We start from the raw sequence: 19,038 nt of genomic DNA on the forward strand, positions 1-19,038 counted from the left end.
ATTGCTTGAGTTTTCTACGCCCCTGAAGGAGGCGTATCCCTTTTTTCATGAATTAGTTGAAGCCTTTCGAGACAAAGACCCTGACTTATTTTTCTGCATATTGGCAGAACTTCCCGAAACGTTAGATGACGGCTTTCGGGAGAAGCTTCAAAACCTTCTGACTTATGAAGAAGGCATCACCAACGCAATGATCTATCCTTATTCCAATGGAAAAATAGAAGCGAAGAATACCCACATAAAGTCAATGAAACGAGTATCCTACGGATTTAAATCATTCGAGAACATGAGAATTAGAATCTTTTTGATCAATCAATTAATCAATGTAAGATAACAAAAAATCTGAGCCAGAATGTGGTTCATTCTGACCCAGATTTGATTTTGCACAACTCATCAGTCCTTATTGACAAAGAGCCTGTTGTCGGCCTTGTCTTTTTACTTAGAATCATTTGAACTTTATTTAAAGCTTTTCCTTATTTTATACTTAACTCTTTGCAGGAAACTTCTCGTTTGATACTCAAATTGCGCCAGTTTGCTCTTTTTTTCATTTAAGGTCAATAAAGATTTTATATGGCGAATCGCTTTTGGCGAAGCAGTTACGGAATCGATCGCTTCGATTAAGTCTTGATAAACATAATAAATCTGGTACTTCTCTTTTGCTTCAACGGAGAAATTGACTGTTTCGCTTTTGAAGTCATCAAAGTTATCTAATCGAACGCGGATCATTTCTACTAATTTATCTATATCACCTAATGGATAGACACAACCGTGATTAAAAAAATCATATGCTGACATGTGCCCTGGATTATTGGATATAATAACTGGTACACCGTTTAAAAGAGCCTCAACATAAACTAAACCGAATGTTTCCATTGCTGAAGAAAAAACGCATATATCTTTCGATGTCACATGCTCCCATGGATTGTCTACATTTCCTAGAAAAGTTATATTTTTTAAACGATTTTTTTTGATATAATCGAGACATTTTTCTTTATACTCATCATCCCATGCACCAATAAAAACCAACTCAATATCGTACCTGTTCAACTGATGATATGCTTTAATTAATTCTAATTGATTTTTTCTTGGGTTGATACGTCCTACTGAAACGATTCTTTGAACATCTCCCTTTTTAAGGGAAACTTGTTCTAACTCTGTGTAGGGAGCGAATGATTTAATTTTTTTCCTTGTAAACAGCTCTTGCAAATTATTGCTCAACTCGCCTCTAACAGCAAAAATTTCATCAGAAAATTCTTCTATAAACTCAATTTTATCCTTGTAGTAAGCAAATTCGCCGGAAGGAAATTCATGAATTAACCAGATATGAGAAACGTCTTGAACAGCCGCCGCCATCGCACCTTGGAACATGTTTGCTGTATTTGTGATTACCAACTCAATATCAAACTCGTCTATCTTTTTTGCAATGAGATCGATAGTATTTCTAAAAGATGCCGCTCGTTGTTCTTCACTTCCAAATAACATTCCTGGTGCATCCTCCCACCACCACCGTTGATTTGAAACTAAAAAACATTTGATCCCATTACTTTCAAAAATTCGCGAGTAGTCATTTACTTCGACGTCTCCACTAACCGGTGCAATATTTACTACTTCATATCCTTGCTCAACTAGATATTTCATTAAATTAAATATTGAAATTTCTGCCCCGTTGTCCATTGTGCCAGTTGGTGAAAGGAATAATATTTTTCTCATTAAAATCTCCTTTTCTTATTCTTATAAATAGCCATACAGTGCGACACAAGAATTAAAAAATGTAATGACATAGATTGTTTTAACGCAAAAGCTAGTAATTTTATTTGAATCCAAATGACTCATTACCTTTTCACTTTCAAAGCCTAGTTTATTAAGAATAGGCCCTAGAAATAACGGCAGGAATGCGAGTAAATAAAAATGATACCTGCCTTGTACACCTGGGACTCTTAAATCACCAATTGAAAATACTCGTGGATCACCTGTTATTGCCAAGATCGTTCCTGAAATAATCACAAAAAAAGTAGCCAAAGTAAGCACACGTGTCTTCTTAGGGATAGTGATTTTAATAAGCATAGCAGAAAGAGTAATCATCAAAGTATAGTTTATCAAATTGATGAACCCCGCGGCTTCACTAGCCATAAAGTATGGCATTGGATTCTTCAGAAAATAACCGATAGAAGCAATTACATCCGAATATGATCGTAAAAACAAAGTAATTGTGTATCCAATATTACTGATTAAATACGAAAGAACATCTTCATTTTCATCCACTGCGACAGTATTAGCTGCAGGAACATCCTCGAATAGATGGAAAATCGCACCGTTCATCAACCATAAAAAGCCTAATGAAAAACATAGAAGTACTGCAAAAACCGTAATTTTTTTTGTTTTCCTCGTATCAAAATATTTTGCAGGCACAAATAAAGGCAGTGCAGCCAACAGAATCACTGGTGCCTTACAAAAAACCAGCCCAAGGCAAGTAAGCATATAAAGTATGATTTTTCGAAAATTAACTTCGCGTTCACCAACAAAAAAATTGGTGAATTGAGCCAATATCAATAGTACTAGACCATAATAAAGATTATCGTAGGTAAAACCAGATGAGATCCATACGGCAAATGGGGTCGTAGCTGCAACGAAAAGCGCTAATTTATAAACTTTGCTTACCTTTATAGCCCAAAAAGCCAACAATGCATAAAACAGAACATTAAAAATTCTCCCTAAATAATAGTGAACAGATACTCTTTGCGAGAATAATCGTCCAATGGTTATGCCTATAGCACTTGGTATATAAGCGGGATTATTAAACCCGCTTTTTTCAAGCCAGTCTTCATTATAGGTAGAGGGAATAGATTCAATTTCAAGGAATTCTTTGTGGTAAAGATTAGTATTCAGTTCATTTCCATACTCGGGTTTACTAGGTAATTTGGTAATAGCTAAGAAATCCGGGGATATGGCAAGAAAATTTCTTTCATCTGTTTGATTTCTGACTTTTCCATCTGCTACTTCTAATGCGTGGTAATAATGCGTATTCTCGTCATAGTTTTGTCGAATTGGTAGAATCAGTGCATTTAATGTACCAGCAATAAAAATTAAGACAAACGCATTTCTGGCGATTTTCGTTTCATCACTTATTCTTGAAACTATCAGTAAGAGTATAGCAGCTGCTAAGGCCAAAACAATATACAGTTTAGGCCAAGTTAATTCTATATATTGTAAGAAAAACTGAGCAGTCAAAAGAATGAATAGAAAAAGAATAAGCAGCTTGTAATTCTTTTTTAGTTCAATTAGATTGTTTTTAATAAATAGCATTAATGGATACTCCTTAAAAAAGCACTTAGTTCATCTTCATGCTCTGATGTTGTACAATTTTTAATTACGTAATTATAAGCATTCTCACCGATAGTTTCTCTAAAAGTCTTATCGTTTATCACTTTTTCTAATTGGTTGAACCACTCATTATCCTTGACGAGTATGCCGTTTCTGTTGTGCGTTACCATCTCTTTAAAAGCACCAATTTCACTTGCCAATGTAGGTATTTTCACTAAAGCAGCCTCCATCCATTTGATTTCAGACTTTGCCTCATTAAAAATCGAATGTACCAGCGGTGCTAAATTAATGTCCACTTGGCAAATCAGTTTCGGCAATTCTTTCCAATCAACAAATGGATGAATGACCAGTTGCGATTCTACCCTTTCCATTTCTTTCGGGACATCTAAATGCCCAACTAAATGCAATTCCACTTGCGGAAAAGTTTCTAAGATTTCTAGAATAGCAGGCTTAATCAATTCGAAATTCTCATTATGGGTGATAGATCCCGAAAAGTACCCGATTTTCACCTTTGTACTATCTTCCATCTTATTTTCAACTGCATCATGACTGATCGCCACCAACTCTTGGTTCGCAAGATTTCGATTAAGCAGTACGTTCTGGTGATAATTCAGAAGTTCCTCTTTTAAGACACCTGTGGAAGCTATCGCCCCATCACACATAAGCATCATTTTTTTGTAACTGATAACGCCGCTATCGTAATTATTTTTTTCAACTTTTGTAAGATTTTGGACGTACGTCAACTGATCCGTGTACTTGGTATCGATCACTAAATCGTCAATATCATACAGCACAGGTTTATGGTACTTTCTTGCTAAACGAATCAGTTCTGCTAATCGCTCATCATATGGTGCACGGTAGATAATGATATGACTTGCGTGCTCAGCTAATCCCATTTGAAATGTAGAAAGATTAACATGCCAGACATCAAAGCCTAGGTTTTTTAACTGTTCAATCTTATTTTGTACACGGTATTTTGTTAACTGCGGAATTGCATTTTCGACACCATCTATTATGAGAATATGTTCTTTGTGCTTTTTATTTTTGATATCCTCCATGATTTGATCGATCACAGCACCTGGATACTCCGTTTCATTTCTAATATATTCAATTAATTCAGGAACTTCTGTTTTCCTCTGAAGTCCTTGCCAAGCAAATTTCTCGTCTGTATCGTTTGCAAAAGCTGTGTATTTAACGATAGGTACACCCTCTCGAACCATTTGAAGGGGATGGATATACATTGGACTATCCGTATTCTTTTCGGTTAAAGCCCCGTGTTTAAAGCCCAAGTCGCTGAAATGTTTTGTAAAAACCGTTTCATGCTTTCCGATTGCTTTTTCTCTTGAGTTCGTATCTCCAAGATTTTTCCAATAGTCATAAAATGATGGATCGTGAAACATTGATTTCTCAATTACTAAAAAATAGGACTGTAAATGAATAGGGATATATCCATACTTGTTATACTTGGTAAAATCAGGTTGTTCTTCTCCATAAGAAACTCCCCAGAAATCAAGTTTTTTAGCTGCCATTTTATTAAATGCTTCTGTTAAATCTGAGACTGGACCAACATTCGTATCATTCACCAATAACAATTCATCATACTTACTTAATTCCTTTTCGCCAAGAAAATCGATACCGTTTTTAAAGGCTGCCGTATCATATCCATCATTAGATCTAAGAACGACCTCCCCAAACTTACGAAGCTTTTCTAAGTCAGACTCCGGTAATTTACCATTCACTACGATTAATACTTTTTCTGAAAAAACTGCTAATGAGGAAAGAAAAATGAGTTTATACTCTTGCAACTGGGATTGGCTTTCATAGATAACATATACCAATACTCTTTTTGGATTTTGATAAACATTTTTTTTGCGTGTTGTTTTTCGTTTGCTAGATAAAACTAAAAATTGCAAATTAGGGATTTTTCTGAGTTTAACCAATAACTTTTGTTTTGCTTTATCAACAAGTACTAATCCTTTACTAGGATTTCTTAAAAATCTTAGTCCATAACTGAAAGGCTTCACAATAAGTTTACCAACCCTGTATGACTTAGATGACATCAACGCTTGTTTATCGTTTTCCAGCAACTGAATTAATTGCGCCATAGATAAATTCTGATTTTGCAAGTCATTTTTTTCAAGATTTTCTTCAAGTAATCGCTGATCTATCGCCTGTTTTTCATTGTTTAAGTCTTCCACTGATACTTTTAATTCACTAATTTCTGCAAGCAATAATTCATTATCTTTGTTTTGTTGTTTTATATAATTAGTCAAATCTGCAAGATGATTGATTAATTCTTCGTTTCGGTCTTCCAGTTGCATGATATTATTCTTAATTGCTGAAAGAACCAGTTGTGGATATTGTTCCTGATGCTTGCTCAGGAGATAAAGATAAATCTCATAATAAAATTTTTCGGTCCCATGCTGCCCTTTCCTTGATATTGATTCTTGTAGCACTCGATAATTTAATTTTGTGGAAGAACATTTAACAGCTTTCGCATGGTTGGTAAGAATCAGTCGCATAAAAAAGTCATAGTCGACTAATTTTTTTCTGTTTAACGCTAAATCATATGTTAGCTGACCAACAATTTCTTTTCTTATCAACGAGCAATTATCAATAAAGTTACTAGAAAGAAACTCTTCCAATTGGAATGGTTTGGCTTCCATAAACAACTCACCTGTTTCAACATTTACAAGATCAGTATATACAATATCTGCTTCTTCTTTTTCGGCAGTTTCAACTAGCTTTTCAATATATTGATTATCTAGATAATTATCACTGTCGACAAATAATAGGTATTTTCCGACAGCTCGCTCAAGTCCTTTATTTCGTGTCACACAAACGCCTCGGTTTTCTTGAACCAAATACTCATGTTTTAGCGAAACATGTGATAAATAATCTCTAATAATCTGATCTGAATTATCTGTCGATCCATCATTGATAATCACTAATTCTAAATGTTTATAGGTTTGGGAAGATACACTTTCCAGACACTGACCAACATATTTTTCATGATTATAACAAGTTATAATCACAGAAACTAATGGTTCCAATACGACTCACCTTTTTCTATAAGTAGATTTTTCTGATCACTTAAGCTTCTGCCAGCTTCCATTGCTTGTAAAAATACCGCTTGAGGCGATCCGCTCGCTTTTTGATCGATTTTTTCTTGGAGAAACGATTATTACGGGTGAATTTTCTTGATCTGAAAAAGCAAATGGTTCGTCCGCGGCGTTTCGAATTGATACGCCTAACCTTAATTTGCATTCATTGATATGATTTAACTCGCAAGCATATTTAAAAGTCTTTTTACCGATACCTTTTGTCATTTCATCATATGAATTGTCGTTGTACATCCAAATGTTGCGATCGATATCTGTCATTGAAAAAGCAATATACGTCTCCATATCTTTTAACACTTCATAAGAAATCAAAAACTCTACTCGTCGATTCTCATCGGTAAGCATTTCATCAGATAATAAATCTACTGTAAAGTTTCGAATTGTTTCCTCTTCTTTACTTTTTGTTTCAACTTTTTGTGGTTCTTCTAAAACCTCTTCCTTTTCAATAACGGTGGAGGCCCCCGTCTGTGTAACATTGTCTAAAGAATATTGATTTGCTACATCATCTGGGGTCCCGATGATTTTTACTTCCCCTTTATCGATCATCAGTGCTTTATTACAGTATTTACGAACAGATTCCATTGAGTGAGTCACGAGGATAATGGTCTTTTTCTCATCTTTGGCCTTCATGAAATAGTCATTGCATTTTCTTTGGAACGCTTCATCTCCGACAGCCAATACTTCATCTAAGACTAAAATATCGCTTTTCGCTTGAATCGCTACAGAAAACGCAAGCCGAACCTGCATGCCGCTTGAATAATTCTTTAATTTTTGATTCATAAATTCAGTTAATTCCGCAAACTCAACGATATCGGAATACATTCCATCCACTTCTTTTTCGGAAAAACCAAGCATAGCGCCATTCAAATAGACATTCTCTCTCCCAGTTAATTCTGGATTGAATCCAACGCCTAACTCGATGAAAGAAACCAATTTTCCGTTCACTTCAACAGACCCTTTTTCAGGTGTATAAATTTGGGAGATAATTTTTAATAAGGTTGATTTTCCACTCCCATTTCTTCCGACAATTCCAAAGAAATCTCCTTTATTCACTTGAAACGAAATATCTCTTAGGACTTTTTGCTCATTGTATCCTTTGATTCCTTTAAAATAATTAACGATCGTTCTTTTTAAACTCGTTGTACTTTCTGTAGGAAGTCGAAACGATTTTCCTATATGATCCACTTTCACTGCTATTTCATTATTCATATTAAATAATCTCCGCAAATTTTTTCGAATTTTTATTAAAAATCATGTAGCCGGCAACTAATACGATCCATGGCAAAATATATGGAATTGCGACGATCCAATTCGTATTTATTAATTGCCATACCGTAATATTGCTTGTACTTGTTAAGATATGCCGCATATCTTGAATGATTTGAGCCATTGGATTCATCATCAAAAGTTTGGCAATGTTCACGTCCATATTCATTACAAGTGTCAATGGGTAAATTAACGGTGTAAGGTAAAAACCCGCTTGAAGGACAACCTCCCAGATCGGTCCAATGTCTCGGAACCTAACATAGATTGTTGCCAAAATAAAAGACACGCCCAATGAAAAGGCATAGAGTTCAATCAGAAGCAGCGGTGCTAAAAAAGCATAGATTGAAATATCCGCTCCATTGATCATCGCAAATAAAAGAACGATCACAAGGCTGATTACTAGATTGATTAAGGCGTTGATCGATACAGCAATAACAATGATATGTGTAGGAAAGCTTAGTTTTCTAAGCAGATCACCTCGTGTGACGATTGATGACATACCTAAATTTGTCGTTTCGCTAAAAAAGCTCCATAGAACGGTTCCCAAAAGTAATGCCACTTCAAAGTGAGGAACATCTTGTCCAAATTTAAGAAAACGCACAAAGACCACATACATGACAGTAAACAACATCAAGGGCTTCAAAACAGACCAAACATAGCCCATAATACTTCCTTGATATCTTAGTTTAAAATCGGTTTTTACTAATTCTTTCAATAAAATTCTATTTTTACGCTCGAACATCATTTTCTCCTTTAAGGTTCCACTAATCTTTTTTACGGTAAAACTTTTTAAAGCTATCCTTAAAAAGTATACTCGACATTCCCCTCTTTCTCAACCTCTAGCAGATCATTTCAAAAATTGAGAAAAAAAATTAATGTTTCATTGACAGATTAAACGAAAAAAAGAAAGCCGCATTCAACGAACGAAATTTGGCCTCCTTTTTCTCAAAGTTTTTAGTCTCTTTCAAACAAATCTCTTGTGTATACTTTGTCTTCTACGTCATGCAGTACATCTTCCATACGATTTGCTACAATAACATCAGAGATCTTTTTAAACGTCTCAAAGTCATCAATCACTTCAGAGTTATAGAAGGATTTCTCTTTTAAAGAAGGCTCGTATACTACTACGTTGATTCCATGGGCTTTGATCCGCTTCATAATTCCTTGAATGGAAGAATAGCGGAAATTATCAGAATGAGCTTTCATAGTCAATCGATAGATGCCCACAACTTTCGGTTGTCGATCAAGGATCTGCTCCGCGATGAAATCTTTGCGGGTCGTATTTGCTTCGACGATCGCTTGAATGATATTGTTCGGAACCTTATCATAGTTAGCTAGGAGCTGCTTGGTATCCTTGGGCAGACAGTAGCCGCCGTATCCAAAAGACGGATTGTTGTAGTGGGAGCCGATTCTAGGATCCAGTCCGACGCCTTCAATGATTTGTCGTGAATCAAGTCCCCTCACTTCCGCATAGGTATCTAATTCGTTGAAATATGCCACGCGCAGCGCCAGATACGTGTTAGAAAACAGTTTGATTGCTTCAGCTTCAGTCGGATTTGTTAAAAGAACGGGAATTTCATTTTCCCATGCATTTCGCTTGAACATCTCGGCGATCTCTTTCGCTCGCTCACTGCATTCTCCAACAACAATTCTCGAAGGATGCAAATTGTCGTATAAAGCTTTTCCCTCACGCAAAAATTCAGGTGAAAATAAAATGTTCTCTGTGTTAAAACGTGCTTTAAGATCTAATGTATACCCTACAGGAACTGTTGATTTAATAATAAACACAGCATCTGGACGCAACTCCAGCGCTTTTTCAATCACCGATTCTACAGTCGACGTATCAAAATAGTTTTTATGCTCATCGTAATCTGTAGGCGTCGCAATAATTAATACATCCCCAAAGTCAACTGCTTCATCAAAAGCTTTGGTGAAACGAACGGACAAGTCTGTCCGCTCCAAAAACTGGTGAATTTCTTTGTCTTCAAGAGGTGAGATGTTCTTTTGCAATTGATCGATTTTTTCATCCACAATATCATAAGCAAGTACTTCTTCTTTTTGCCCCAATAACAAAGCGTTTGCTAATCCTACATAACCTAAACCAAAAACGGAAACTTTCATCATGATCCCTCTTTTTCTAGTTTTCTTCTTTCTCTAAAGATGCAGTCATATCAGCCAATGCTTCTTCCCAAGTAGGAATAACAAAACCGGTATTCTTTGCTTTTGTAAGATCCAACACCGAGTATTGTGGTCGTTTTGCTTTTTGCGGATATTCTGCTGAAGTGACAGGTGCAACCTCAACATCAGTTTCTTTCAGAATTTCTTTGGCAAATTCGTACCATGAACAGCTATTGTCATTTGATAGATGGTAGATCCCATAGTCTGCATTGTTTTCGATAATATAGACCATAAATTCAGCTAATGTTCGGGTCCATGTTGGACGGCCATATTGATCATCAACGACGGTTAAGCGCGGGTGCGTTTGCGCTAAACGTTTCATTGTATATACAAAATTATGTCCATATTTACCAAAAACCCATGAAGTTCGAATAATGAAGTATTCATCTAAAAGATCTTTCACTGCTTGTTCACCCAGCAATTTTGTACGACCGTATTCATTTTGAGGATTCGGCTTATCTGTTTCTTTGTAGACCCCCTCTTTTTTCGTTCCATCGAACACATAATCAGTACTGATGTAAACAAACTTTGCTCCTACCGTTTTCGCCGCTTTCGCAACGTTTTCCGTCCCGTTGACATTGATTTTTTCATCAAGTTCCTTGCCTTCATCTTCCGCCTTATCTACTGCTGTGTATGCAGCACAATGATAAATAACGGTCGGTTTTAATTCTTGAATAAACGCAAGAGTTGCTTGTTCGTCCGTAATATCCATTTCCTGGGCATCCGTTGAGACATATTTTAATCCTTTTTCATCTAATAGATGTCGCAGCTCCGTGCCCAGCTGCCCATTTCCGCCTGTCAGTAAAATCATATTTCTCATCCCTTCAAAAAAAGCAGGTTTCCCTGCTTTTATTTATTGTCCATTCGCAGCATAATTTTTCTCTACCGCTTCTTTTTCTGTCTTCCACCATTCTTCGTTGTTGCGATACCACTCAATCGTATCGGCTAAGCCATCTCGGAAATTGGTGAATTCCGGTTGCCAGCCCAATTCTTCTTTCAATTTTGTCGAATCAATTGCATAGCGTAAATCATGACCTGGTCGATCATTTACGTGCTCATACGCGTCTTTGGGCTGATCCATTAGTTCTAAAATCAGTTCAATTACTGCTTTATTATCCTCTTCACCATCGGCACCGATGAGATACGTTTCACCCATTTGTCCCTTTGTTAAAATCGTCCACACAGCTGATGAATGATCATTTGTATGAATCCAGTCACGGACATTTTTCCCGTCACCGTACAATTTCGGCTTGATGCCGCTCAAAATATTGGTAATTTGTCGAGGAATAAATTTCTCAATGTGTTGATAAGGTCCATAATTATTAGAACAATTGGAGATCGTCGCTTGGAGACCGAATGAGCGCACCCAAGCTTTTACCAAAAGATCGGAACCAGCTTTTGTTGAAGAGTAAGGACTTGATGGGTTATACGGCGTTTTGTCCGTGAATTTTTCTCCCGCTCCTTCGCCATGTCCCGGAAGATCTTCTCTCAAAGGAAGATCGCCATATACTTCATCGGTTGAAACATGATGGTATCTTACATTATACTTTCGGCATGCTTCTATCAGCGTATACGTTCCTATAATGTTGGTTTGAACAAACGGAAAAGGATCTTTCAACGAGTTGTCATTATGAGATTCTGCAGCATAATGAACGACAGCGTCTGTATCCTGAACCAATCTATCTACCAGCTCCTGATCAGCAATGTCGCCGACAACTAATTCGAAGCGATTCTTTGGAAGACCATTAAGATTGTTCTTATTTCCCGCATAGGTCAGCTTATCTAAAACTGTTACAAAAACATCAGGATGATTATTGATCACATAATGAACAAAGTTAGAGCCGATAAATCCTGCTCCACCGGTTACAATAATTTTTTTCATCACTTTCACTCCTTATACTTCACCATAGACAAATGTATTTTCTATTTCAAATTCTTTCAGTGTTGGATGTTTTTTATCTTTTTCTGATAGAATCGCTTTTTTCACATCTATAGGCCAAGTAATTGCCAAATCGGGATCATCAAATGCAATGCCGCCATCAGCTTCAGCATTATAATAGTTGTCACACTTATACAAGAAGTTCACATTTGGGGTCAGTGTCATAAACCCGTGGGCATATCCGCGAGGTACTAATAACTGACGATGGTTGTGTTCGGTTAACAAGTACCCTTCCCACTCTCCATAGGTCGGGCTGCCTTTACGAATATCTACGATAACATCAAGTACCGCACCAGTCACCACACGAATCAATTTTGTTTGTGCTGCTTCACCTTTTTGAAAATGCAGGCCTCTTAACACACCTGCTCCAGCAGATAATGAGTGGTTATCTTGAACAAAATCAAAGTCAATTCCTTGTGCTGAAAATTTTTCTTTTGAATAGCTTTCAGTAAAAAAACCTCGATGATCGCCGTAAACGTCCATCTCTATTAATTTTACATCTGTCAATTTTGTTTCTATAACTTTCATCAAAGCGTCTCCTCTTTATTCAGCAGCTAGTCGTAATAAATATTGACCATACTGATTTTTTTTCAATGGCTCAGCTAAAGCAACCAACTGCTCTCTTGTGATATAGCCCATTCGGAATGATATTTCTTCCAAACACGCAACTTTCAAGTTTTGCCGTTTTTCAATCGTTTCAATAAAAGTAGATGCCTCAAGCAATGTTTCATGTGTTCCTGTATCAAGCCAAGCGAAACCTCTTCCCATGACTTCAACAGAAAGTTTATTTTTTTCTAGATAAACTTTATTGATATCGGTAATTTCTAATTCTCCACGCGCAGACGGTTTGATATTCTTGGCTATTTCGACTACTTCGTTATCATAGAAATACAGACCTGTTACAGCATAATTTGATTTCGGCTTCTCAGGTTTTTCTTCAATAGACAAGGCGTGCATATCGTCATCAAACTCCACTACACCAAATCGTTCAGGATCATTTACATGATAGCCAAAAACAGTTGCACCTGATTCTTTTGCAGCAGCTCGTTGAAGCATTTTCGATAGACCGCCGCCATAATAAATATTGTCTCCTAAGACTAAACAAACACTATCAGTGCCGATAAACTTTTCCCCAATAATGAATGCTTGAGCGAGGCCGTCAGGACTTGGCTGCACTGCATAGTCAATTTGCAGTCCTAAGTCTTTGCCATCGCCGAATAACTCTTGAAAGCGAGGAGTATCTTGAGGAGTGGAAATAATTAAAATTTCTTTGATCCCCGCCAACATCAATGTAGACATTGGGTAAAAAATCATTGGTTTGTCATAAATAGGCATCAATTGTTTAGAAGTTGCTTTTGTTAATGGATAAAGGCGTGTTCCTGAACCGCCTGCTAAAATAATCCCTTTCATTCATTACGCTCCTTAAATAATTTACTTGTATTTCTCACCACAGCATTATCTCATTTCTAGAAAGCTTTGTCATTCAAATCAAAGTTTTGAAATGAAAATGTAACTTTTATTTATCAAATACCTTTCTCATGATCAGGCTTCTGATTAAACCCCAGCGCCACACGAATTGCTGGCCAAATGAAGCGGATGTTTTGATTTCACTAGCATTTTTTTCATGTCTTCGATACAACGTTAACTGCTTATCGATAAGTTCGATACGGTTGCCTGCCATTGCACCGATCCACATATCATGCATTGGAATTGCTTGCGGAAACGGAAGAATAGATGGCTTCAACTCTCTTCGAAAAGCCATGCCTGCTCCGATGTACTTATTTTTAAGTAAATTTCGTAAAAATCCGACTTTCACATTCCGATAGGCAAAATAGGAGGGTTCAATCAGTTCAAGCTGCTCATCGACAATTCTCAAATCAGAAATGACTACCTGTGTCTCTTTTTTTTCATTAAATTTTGCTTTTGTATCAGCAACTTTATCGGGAAGCCACACATCGTCTTGGTCGGCCAAAAAAATCAGATCGCCTGAAGCCTGGTTAATTGCGTGTTCAAAATTTTTGATAATGCCTTTTTGCGGTCCTTCCAAAAGTTTGATTCGGGGATCTGCGCGATAAGAATCGAGGATATTTCTTGTCTTGTCAGTAGAGAAGTCATCCGAAATAATCAGCTCATCATCAGGTGCAAGTTGAATTAGAATGCTGTCCAGCTGTTCTTGAAGATACTTTTCTCCGTTATAAGTGGCTACACATACTGATATCATAAATGATCCTTCCTAAATGACAAGTATTCTTTCCATGTTCTTCGACTGAATCGGCACATTTTGGGTGAAAGTGCTTGTTTTATTGTTCGAAAAAAAAGCTGTTTTTCATGTTCCTTTTTCTTTTCTTTATCGAAATCCCTATAGAATTTCGATTCACTGGTAAGAATCTGATCATATCTTTCCCTAGTCATCGTTTTATAATGCATGACTGAAAGATCATGATTCAGCTTTTGGTTTGCAATCAAAAACCGAAAGCCTTCTTGATGTAAGCGAAGAAAAAGCCAATGATCTAAAAAATCCAGTGGAAAAGCATCATTGAATCCGCCGATTTTTTTTATAGCCGCGAGAGTGACTGCGGTGCCGGAATTGATTGCCATAATCCGCTGTTTTTGCTCACCAATAGCAGGATATGCCAGATTTCGATTGATGTAACGATCAGCTAAGACCGGCGATACCTGTGTTGTGCCACTGTAAATCAGCGGCACAACAGCACCTATTTCAGTTCCAATCGTCTCAGCCATAAGAAAGTTTAGGTAGGCTTCTGTCAGCTCCGTATCTTGGTCCAAGAGAAGCAGCAAATCAAAATCGCCCCTAGACGCAGACTTAAACCCTTTATTGTATGCTTTGGAGAGACCGGGATTGGCTGGATCATGGAAATAGCTCACTAATGGATGCTGAAAAAAAGGCTCATCATGACTTTGTGGACTGTTATCATAAACCAGCAATTGGATCTGCTGGTTCTTCACCGCTTTTTCCAAAAGCGGTGAAGCCGACGCTTCTTGCCAGCTTCTTTCATACATTACGATCGTCACAAATAAACGGTTCATCAAAACAGCCTCCAACCCCATTTATTAAAAAATTTCATCATCGAATGCATAAACACCAAAAAGAGTTTTGCACTTCTATGAGCTCCTTTACCGTATAAGTGCACGACTTTTTCAAAGGGCGTATACAAAATGCGGTACCCCGCTTTTTCATATCTCAAACACAAATCATTGTCTTCAAAATACATAAAGAACTGTTCGTCAAAGCCGCCGATTTCTTTAAAGTGAGCGATTTCTACCAACATAAAACAACCAGAGCCCATTCGGATATAACTGGTTTGATCTTGTGGAAGGTCACGGCACTCATAAGCAGACAGTCTTTTTTTAAATACTTTTTTTACCCAATGAAACGGAATAAATCGCAAGAAATAATCGAATACAGCTAATCGTTTTCTTACTAAATACTGAATAGAGCCATCTTCGTTCAAAACCTGAGGAACTACGACAGCTGCTTCATTCTCTTGAATTCTTTTTAATAATCCTTCAATTGATTCTTTCGTGACAAGAATATCAGGATTGCAAATAAATCCGTATTCTTGCGTTGCATTCATTAATAATTGATTGTGTCCATGACCAAATCCAAGATTTTCATTGGCTGAGATGACAGTGACAAATGGATAGTCTTGCATTTTAGCAATGTATTCTGCTTTCGAATTATTATCAAATATTTTCACTTCAAAGCGTGGATCCTCTCCTATCTCTTTCTCCAGATGATCCAATGTTTTGAATATATCACGACTATTATGTGTCACAATACTGATGATTATTTTATTCGTTTTTCTATTATCCATAGTGTATTGTCCTTAATGTTATAAAATGAGAGATACTAGTCAATTTGTTATTATATCACATCCCCGCGCGTAAAAAAAGCACACTCGGCAAGCAAAGCGATTTCTTCTGTTCAGTCCCAGCCGCCCGTTGGATTGCTGCTTGCTTCTTTTCTGAAGTAATCCCTCATCATCAAGAGCAGATAAAAACACCAGCCCCGCTAGAGACTTTCTAGCAAGGGATGGTGTGATGAGTGAATCGTTTACGCTTTTGCACAAAATCTTTTTAAATTACGGATAAATCCGATTCAACAACCGTGGAAACGGAATGGATTCTCTTACGTGCTCGATTCCTGATAACCAGGTAACGGTCCGTTCTAGTCCAAGTCCAAAGCCGGTGTGAGGAACTGAGCCGTACTTGCGTAGGTCTAAATACCATGAGTATTCGTTTTCGTCTAAGCCGTGGGCGCGGATTTGTTCTAGCAGGTATTCATGATCGATAGCACGTTCAGAACCGCCTATGATCTCGCCATAGCCTTCTGGTGCGATCATATCGGCACAGATCACGACATCTTCTCTCGTTGGATGTGGCTTCATATAGAAGGGTTTGATGGCTTTTGGATAGTTTAAGATAAAGACGGGCTGATCGAATGAATTGGCAATAAAGGTCTCATGTGGTGAGCCAAAGTCATCGCCCCATTGAATATCATCAAAGCCGTTCTTTTGTAATAATTCCACTGCATCATCGTAAGAGATTCGTGGGAATGGTAATTTGGTGTATTTTTTCAAGACTTCACGGTCACGACCTAAGACGTCTAACGCATAGTCACAGTTATCGAGCACATTTTGCACTAAGAATGCCACGTACTGCTCTTGGACTTCTAAACTTTCTTCTTGGTGCATAAAGGCCATTTCTGGTTCAATCATCCAAAATTCAATCAAGTGACGACGTGTCTTTGATTTTTCGGCACGGAAGGTTGGTCCAAAAGAAAAGACTTTGCCAAACGCCATAGCGGCAGCTTCCATGTACAATTGACCGGACTGAGATAGATATGCTTTTTGATCGAAATAGTTGGTTTCAAATAAATCGGTCGTTCCTTCTGGTGCTGATCCGGTTAGGATCGGTGGATCGATTTTGATGAAGCCATTCTTGTTGAAGAATTCATACGTTGCCCGGATGATTTCGTTTCTGATTTGCATGATGGCGTGTTGTTTTGAGGAACGCAACCATAAATGACGATGGTCCATCAAGAAATCTGTTCCGTGTTCTTTTGGTGTGATTGGGTAATCATGGCTTTCCCCAACAACTTCTAAACCAGAAATGCCAATTTCATAGCCAAATTTTGAGCGGCTGTCTTCCCTGATTTCCCCAGTGACCAGTACGGCAGTTTCCTGATTTAAATTTTTCGCTAATTGGAAAACTTCTTCCCCTACTTCACTTTTCACAACGATTCCTTGGAAATACGCTGTTCCGTCGCGAAGTTGTAAGAAGGCGATCTTGCCGCTGGAACGTTTGTTAGCAACCCATGCGCCGATTTGAACGGTTTCGCCAACGTGTTTTTTTGCATCTAAAATTTGAATAGATTCCACTTGATTCTCTCCTATCTAATTAATAAAGGCACCATAGAGCATTTTAAGCTTTTTGGCGCTTCTTTTCAACAAAATCATGGATTCGTTTGGTAGCTTCCGCTAACGTGTCCCAATCAGTTGCATAGCTGATTCGTAAATAATCCGGTGTGCCAAAACCAGCACCAGTCACTACTGCCACGTGGGCTTCCATTAGTAAAGCTTCTACGAAGGCATCAATGGTTTGATAGCCGCACATTGTCATGGCTTCTTTGACATTTGGGAACAAGTAAAACGCGCCTTGGGGTTTCGTCACCTGAAAACCAGGAATAGCGGCAATTAGCGGATATAGTTTGTTCAAGCGTTCTTCGAAGGCCTGACGCATCACTTCGATCGATTCTTGATTACCAGTCAGTGCCTCAACTGCAGCGTATTGGCTAGCAGCCGGCGGGTTGCTGGTAGCTTGGGAAGCGATATCGACCATCGCTTTGATGATTTTTGCATCGCCGACAGCAAATCCGATCCGCCACCCAGTCATAGAATAGGTTTTAGAAACGCCGTTGATCACGATGGTTTGTTTGCGGATCTCTTCTGATAGACTAGCGATTGATGTAAAGGTATTGCCGTTATAAACCAAACGACCATAGATATCATCCGCTATGATCCAAATATTATTTTCCACTGCCCAGTTGCCGATTGCCGTTAATTCTTCTTTTGAGTATATCGCCCCTGTTGGGTTGGCAGGCGAGTTTAAAATGATGGCTTTCGTTTGCTCTGTACGAGCGGCTTCTAATTGAGCAACAGAAACTTTAAAATCTGCTGATTGCTTAGCTTCAACAAACACAGGTGTCCCTTCTGCTAAACGGACTTGTTCCGCATAACTGACCCAGTAAGGAACTGGAATAAGTACTTCATCCTCTTCATCAAGAAGCGCTTGAAACAACGTATACAAAGCAAATTTCGCGCCATCTGTCACGATCACTTGGTTTGAATCATAGTCAGCACCATAAAACTCTTTCATATAAGCAAGAATCGCCTGTTTTAGCTCTGGAATCCCAGCAGTTGCTGTATAAAAACTAGCTTTGCCGCTCTCAATCGCTGCAATCGCTGCTTGGCGAATGTTCTTCGGGGTAATAAAGTCGGGCTCACCGACGGTTAGACTTAATACGTCTACACCTTGGTCTGCTAATGCTTTTGCCTTAGCAGATGCCGCTAACGTAGCGGAGGGTTCTAATTTTTCTGCTCTTTTTGAAAGTACCATGTTTATCATCCTTCCTACGATCCAAATTTCTGTCTATCAAAAGCGCCTTTTTATAGTTCAGTGACCGCTTTGATTTCTTCTCCATCTTTGAAACCAATCAAATAATAGTTCAAGCGGCCTTGGTCGTCTTTAGTCATGACTTCCCAAGCGGGCTCGCCTTTAAAAATACCCAATGCTGCTTTTTGGATTTCCTGCCCTTGATGGTTGTCGCGAACGAAGGCCTTGGCCTGTGCTTCCGTCAATCCATCCCCTTGATTAAAAACGGAAACCTTTTCGCCGCTTTTAGGAATGATCACGACGATCTCATTGTTATTCGTATCTTTTCCAACAATGCTAAAAGATGTTTCCTCACGGGTGAACCAATAAAATTGTTCGACCTCTGCTAAATCGGTGTATCTTTCTGCTATTTCGATCGCTTCGTTTCTTGCTTGCCGCATTGGACGAGAAGAACGGAGATAGAAAATAGAAGCGAAGAGAATAACGACCAGTAAAACCGTGATCGCACTCAGCAAAATAATCACTCGCCGATGTTCTTTGTCTTTTGTTTTCACACTTCGTACTCCAATCTTAAATAAA

17 protein-coding genes are annotated in these 19,038 nt (G+C 38.0%); 1 reads left to right on the forward strand and 16 read right to left on the reverse strand.

The genetic code is table 11. The features are described 5' to 3' along the window. Positions 1-331, forward strand: a 331-nt coding sequence (locus ACIPK1_RS14115) for a transposase (protein WP_400451192.1), incomplete at its 5' end; no start/stop codon positions are given. Positions 332-453: 122 nt separating this feature from the next. On the opposite strand, the gene ACIPK1_RS14120 is transcribed toward ACIPK1_RS14115, so the two are convergent. The 16 genes from ACIPK1_RS14120 to ACIPK1_RS14195 form a co-directional block, all read right to left on the reverse strand. Next, positions 454-1,707 (reverse strand): glycosyltransferase family 4 protein, encoded by a 1,254-nt coding sequence (locus ACIPK1_RS14120; RefSeq protein ID WP_061053938.1) that lies wholly within the window; start codon positions 1,705-1,707, stop codon positions 454-456. 21 nt (positions 1,708-1,728) lie between these two features. Then, positions 1,729-3,300, reverse strand: coding sequence for a DUF2142 domain-containing protein (locus tag ACIPK1_RS14125; protein WP_400451193.1), 1,572 nt, complete (start codon positions 3,298-3,300; stop codon positions 1,729-1,731). After that, the gene (locus ACIPK1_RS14130) at positions 3,300-6,371 is read right to left on the reverse strand and encodes a rhamnan synthesis F family protein (protein WP_400451194.1); all 3,072 of its coding nucleotides are present in this window, start codon (positions 6,369-6,371) and stop codon (positions 3,300-3,302) included. Before ACIPK1_RS14130 ends, ACIPK1_RS14125 begins: the two co-directional genes overlap by 1 nt. A 36-nt stretch (positions 6,372-6,407) precedes the next feature. Further along, entirely contained in the window at positions 6,408-7,649 is a 1,242-nt protein-coding gene (locus tag ACIPK1_RS14135) for an ABC transporter ATP-binding protein (protein ID WP_400451196.1), read from the reverse strand. Between the two features lies 1 nt (position 7,650). Next, positions 7,651-8,451, reverse strand: a complete 801-nt coding sequence (locus ACIPK1_RS14140; RefSeq protein WP_061053935.1) for an ABC transporter permease — start codon at positions 8,449-8,451, stop codon at positions 7,651-7,653. Positions 8,452-8,660: 209 nt separating this feature from the next. Further along, positions 8,661-9,827 carry a nucleotide sugar dehydrogenase gene (locus tag ACIPK1_RS14145; RefSeq protein WP_042890413.1) on the reverse strand — a complete coding sequence of 389 codons (1,167 nt, stop codon included), beginning with the start codon at positions 9,825-9,827 and terminating at the stop codon, positions 8,661-8,663. Positions 9,828-9,843: 16 nt separating this feature from the next. Then, positions 9,844-10,695 (reverse strand): dTDP-4-dehydrorhamnose reductase, encoded by an 852-nt coding sequence (gene rfbD / locus ACIPK1_RS14150; RefSeq protein ID WP_400451198.1) that lies wholly within the window; start codon positions 10,693-10,695, stop codon positions 9,844-9,846. Positions 10,696-10,737: 42 nt separating this feature from the next. Continuing rightward, positions 10,738-11,766, reverse strand: coding sequence for a dTDP-glucose 4,6-dehydratase (gene rfbB, locus ACIPK1_RS14155; RefSeq protein WP_060792923.1), 1,029 nt, complete (start codon positions 11,764-11,766; stop codon positions 10,738-10,740). A gap of 12 nt (positions 11,767-11,778) precedes the next feature. Then, a complete protein-coding gene (gene rfbC, locus ACIPK1_RS14160) occupies positions 11,779-12,351 on the reverse strand; it encodes a dTDP-4-dehydrorhamnose 3,5-epimerase (protein WP_400451200.1) in 573 nt (190 codons plus the stop codon). Between the two features lie 15 nt (positions 12,352-12,366). Beyond that, the gene (gene rfbA / locus ACIPK1_RS14165; protein ID WP_060792921.1) at positions 12,367-13,233 is read right to left on the reverse strand and encodes a glucose-1-phosphate thymidylyltransferase RfbA; all 867 of its coding nucleotides are present in this window, start codon (positions 13,231-13,233) and stop codon (positions 12,367-12,369) included. 106 nt (positions 13,234-13,339) lie between these two features. Beyond that, positions 13,340-14,044, reverse strand: coding sequence for a glycosyltransferase family 2 protein (locus tag ACIPK1_RS14170; protein ID WP_400451202.1), 705 nt, complete (start codon positions 14,042-14,044; stop codon positions 13,340-13,342). Beyond that, positions 14,041-14,871: a glycosyltransferase gene (locus ACIPK1_RS14175; RefSeq protein WP_400451204.1), complete on the reverse strand. Its 831-nt coding sequence runs from the start codon at positions 14,869-14,871 to the stop codon at positions 14,041-14,043. Before ACIPK1_RS14175 ends, ACIPK1_RS14170 begins: the two co-directional genes overlap by 4 nt. After that, a complete protein-coding gene (locus tag ACIPK1_RS14180) occupies positions 14,871-15,659 on the reverse strand; it encodes a glycosyltransferase family 2 protein (RefSeq protein WP_400451206.1) in 789 nt (262 codons plus the stop codon). The genes ACIPK1_RS14175 and ACIPK1_RS14180 overlap by 1 nt, the downstream gene beginning before the upstream one ends. Before the next feature lie 267 nt (positions 15,660-15,926). Further along, the gene (gene asnS / locus ACIPK1_RS14185) at positions 15,927-17,225 is read right to left on the reverse strand and encodes an asparagine--tRNA ligase (RefSeq protein WP_005236932.1); all 1,299 of its coding nucleotides are present in this window, start codon (positions 17,223-17,225) and stop codon (positions 15,927-15,929) included. A gap of 43 nt (positions 17,226-17,268) precedes the next feature. Continuing rightward, positions 17,269-18,462: a pyridoxal phosphate-dependent aminotransferase gene (locus ACIPK1_RS14190; protein WP_008381156.1), complete on the reverse strand. Its 1,194-nt coding sequence runs from the start codon at positions 18,460-18,462 to the stop codon at positions 17,269-17,271. Positions 18,463-18,512: 50 nt separating this feature from the next. Beyond that, positions 18,513-19,013: a DUF5590 domain-containing protein gene (locus ACIPK1_RS14195; protein ID WP_005236934.1), complete on the reverse strand. Its 501-nt coding sequence runs from the start codon at positions 19,011-19,013 to the stop codon at positions 18,513-18,515. Between the last annotated feature and the right edge of the window lie 25 nt (positions 19,014-19,038).

The sequence above is a fragment of the Enterococcus sp. NPDC086594 genome (assembly GCF_044746145.1).
Taxonomy (GTDB): domain Bacteria; phylum Bacillota; class Bacilli; order Lactobacillales; family Enterococcaceae; genus Enterococcus_D; species Enterococcus_D entomosocium.

What these genes read in the sequence shown, in the direction of transcription:
- rfbA (WP_060792921.1), bottom strand. Translation starts at nt 13,233, where the DNA reads ATGAAAGGGATTATTTTAGCAGGCGGTTCAGGAACACGCCTTTATCCA.
- ACIPK1_RS14180 (WP_400451206.1), bottom strand. Translation starts at nt 15,659, where the DNA reads ATGGATAATAGAAAAACGAATAAAATAATCATCAGTATTGTGACACAT.
- ACIPK1_RS14145 (WP_042890413.1), bottom strand. Translation starts at nt 9,827, where the DNA reads ATGAAAGTTTCCGTTTTTGGTTTAGGTTATGTAGGATTAGCAAACGCT.
- ACIPK1_RS14190 (WP_008381156.1), bottom strand. Translation starts at nt 18,462, where the DNA reads ATGGTACTTTCAAAAAGAGCAGAAAAATTAGAACCCTCCGCTACGTTA.
- ACIPK1_RS14140 (WP_061053935.1), bottom strand. Translation starts at nt 8,451, where the DNA reads ATGATGTTCGAGCGTAAAAATAGAATTTTATTGAAAGAATTAGTAAAA.
- ACIPK1_RS14170 (WP_400451202.1), bottom strand. Translation starts at nt 14,044, where the DNA reads ATGATATCAGTATGTGTAGCCACTTATAACGGAGAAAAGTATCTTCAA.
- ACIPK1_RS14120 (WP_061053938.1), bottom strand. Translation starts at nt 1,707, where the DNA reads ATGAGAAAAATATTATTCCTTTCACCAACTGGCACAATGGACAACGGG.
- ACIPK1_RS14175 (WP_400451204.1), bottom strand. Translation starts at nt 14,871, where the DNA reads ATGAACCGTTTATTTGTGACGATCGTAATGTATGAAAGAAGCTGGCAA.
- rfbB (WP_060792923.1), bottom strand. Translation starts at nt 11,766, where the DNA reads ATGAAAAAAATTATTGTAACCGGTGGAGCAGGATTTATCGGCTCTAAC.
- ACIPK1_RS14125 (WP_400451193.1), bottom strand. Translation starts at nt 3,300, where the DNA reads ATGCTATTTATTAAAAACAATCTAATTGAACTAAAAAAGAATTACAAG.
- rfbC (WP_400451200.1), bottom strand. Translation starts at nt 12,351, where the DNA reads ATGAAAGTTATAGAAACAAAATTGACAGATGTAAAATTAATAGAGATG.
- ACIPK1_RS14135 (WP_400451196.1), bottom strand. Translation starts at nt 7,649, where the DNA reads ATGAATAATGAAATAGCAGTGAAAGTGGATCATATAGGAAAATCGTTT.
- rfbD (WP_400451198.1), bottom strand. Translation starts at nt 10,695, where the DNA reads ATGATTTTACTGACAGGCGGAAATGGGCAGCTGGGCACGGAGCTGCGA.